Raw genomic sequence first — 2,837 nt, forward strand, 5'->3', positions numbered from 1 at the left:
GTATATATATCAAAAGCAGCCGCATAGTAGCAAAAGGCTATGCCGGTGAAGAAAGTAAATAAGGGCACACGGGGGATGCCTAGGCTCTCAGAGGCGAAGAAGGACGTGATAAGCTGCGATAAGCTCTGGGGATCGGCAAATGCGACTTGATCCAGAGATTTCCGAATGGGGCAACCTGACTATTTGAAGAATAGTCGTATAAAACGCGAACGCGCTGAACTGAAACATCTAAGTAGGCGTAGGAGAAGAAAATAACAATGATTTCCCAAGTAGTGGCGAGCGAACGGGAAAGAGCCCAAACCGATCATGTTACGGCATGGTCGGGGTTGTAGGACCACGACATTGTACAATGCTATGAACTGGAAGCAGGTGGGAAACTGCGCGACAAGGGTGAGAGCCCCGTACAGGTAAAGAATATTGGCATAGTGGTATCCTGAGTACCGCGGGACCGGAGAAATCCTGTGGGAATCCACCAGCACCATCTGGTAAGGCTAAATACTCCTGAGAGACCGATAGTGAACCAGTACCGTGAGGGAAAGGTGAAAAGAACCCCGAACAGGGGAGTGAAAAGAACCTGAAACCGTGTGCTTACAAGCGGTTGGAGCAGAGAGATTCTGTGACAGCGTGCCTTTTGCATAATGAGCCTACGAGTTACTCTTGTCTGGCAAGGTTAAGTCCTTCAGGGACGCAGCCGAAGCGAAAGCGAGTCTTAATAGGGCGCATAGTCAGATGAGGTAGACGCGAAACCTTGTGATCTACCCTTGGGCAGGTTGAAGTTGCAGTAACATGTAATGGAGGACCGAACCGATAAACGTTGAAAAGTTTCCGGATGACCTGAGGGTAGGGGTGAAAGGCCAATCAAACTGGGAAATAGCTCGTACTCCCCGAAATGTTTTTAGGAACAGCGTCGGCATGGAGTCTGATAGAGGTAGAGCTACCGATTGGGTGCGGGGGAGTCAAATCCTACCAAATCCAGACGAACTCCGAATGCTATCAGATATGGCCGGCAGTGAGGCTTTGGGTGCTAAGGTCCAAGGCCGAGAGGGAAAGAACCCAGACCATCAGCTAAGGTCCCCAAATCCGTTCTAAGTTGAACTAACGAGGTCCGGTTGCCCAGACAGCTAGGATGTTGGCTTGGAAGCAGCCATTCATTTAAAGAGTGCGTAACAGCTCACTAGTCGAGCGGCCGGGCGTGGATAATAAACGGGCATCAAGAACGGTACCGAAGCTATGGATTTGCATTGAAAGATATGCATCTGGTAGGGGAGCATTCCATCGCCGGGGAAGCACAGTGGTAATGCTGTGTGGAGGTTATGGAAAAGCAAATGTAGGCATAAGTAACGATAAGGCGGGTGGGAAACCCGCCCACCGAAAGACCAAGGTTTCCTGATCAACGTTAATCGGATCAGGGTCAGTCGGGACCTAAGGCGCACCCGAAAGGGGCAAGCCGATGGACAACTGGTTAATATTCCAGTACTCTTCATAACTGCGATGTGGTGACGGAGTAGTGACACTGCCGCGAACTGACGGAATAGTTCGTTGAAAGGCGTAGGTATTGGGGTTGTAGGCAAATCCGCAACTCTAGCTGAAACCCAATAGTACAGCAAAGCTCCGGTGGCGCTGATAGAGCAGGTAAACAGACTTCCAAGAAAACCCGCTAAGCTTCAGGTTATGAAGACCCGTACCGCAAACCGACACAGGTGGTCGAGGAGAGAATCCTAAGGTGCTCGAGTGAGTCATGGCTAAGGAACTCGGCAAAATGGCCCTGTAACTTCGGGAGAAGGGGCGCTGTCTCAGTGATGAGCAGCCGCAGTGAAAAGGCCCAGGCGACTGTTTAACAAAAACATATGGCTTTGCAAAATCGCAAGATGAGGTATAAGGCCTGACACCTGCCCGGTGCTGGAAGGTTAAGAGGGGATGTCATCGCAAGAGAAGCATTGAATCGAAGCCCCAGTAAACGGCGGCCGTAACTATAACGGTCCTAAGGTAGCGAAATTCCTTGTCGGGTAAGTTCCGACCTGCACGAATGGTGTAACGATCTGGGCGCTGTCTCAGCCATGAGCTCGGTGAAATTGTGGTATCGGTGAAGACGCCGATTACCCGCAACGGGACGGAAAGACCCCATGCACCTTCACTATAGCTTAACATTGAGATTGGGTACAGGATGTGTAGGATAGGCGGGAGATATTGAAGTGGCTTCGCCAGGAGTCATGGAATCACCCTTGAAATACCGCCCTTTCTGTATCCGGTTTCTAACTCCATCATGTGGAGGACATTGTTTGGTGGGTAGTTTGACTGGGGTGGTCGCCTCCAAAAAGGTAACGGAGGCTTTCAAAGGTAAGCTCAGTACGCTTGGTAACCGTACGTGGAGTGCAATGGCATAAGCTTGCTTGACTGTGAGACCGACAAGTCGAACAGGGTCGAAAGACGGACATAGTGATCCGGTGGTTCTGTATGGAAGGGCCATCGCTCAAAGGATAAAAGGTACGCTGGGGATAACAGGCTGATCTCCCCCAAGAGCTCATATCGACGGGGAGGTTTGGCACCTCGATGTCGGCTCGTCACATCCTGGGGCTGGAGAAGGTCCCAAGGGTTGGGCTGTTCGCCCATTAAAGTGGCACGCGAGCTGGGTTCAGAACGTCGCGAGACAGTTCGGTCCCTATCTGTTGTGGGCGTTGGAAGTTTGAGTGGATCTGACCTTAGTACGAGAGGACCGGGTTGGACAGACCTCTGGTGAACCTGTTATGCCGCCAGGTGTACGGCAGGGTAGCTACGTCTGGAATAGATAAGCGCTGAAAGCATCTAAGTGCGAAACTAGCCACGAGATGAGACTTCCT

General features: G+C 51.2%; 1 rRNA gene. It reads left to right on the forward strand.

Annotated features, from left to right (window positions below):
• Window positions 1-48 precede the first annotated feature (48 nt).
• A 23S ribosomal RNA gene (locus tag D7322_RS28215) occupies window positions 49-2,837 on the forward strand; the annotation flags it as partial.

It is taken from the genome of Sphingobacterium puteale (genome assembly GCF_003627955.1).
Classification (GTDB): Bacteria; Bacteroidota; Bacteroidia; order Sphingobacteriales; family Sphingobacteriaceae; genus Sphingobacterium; species Sphingobacterium puteale.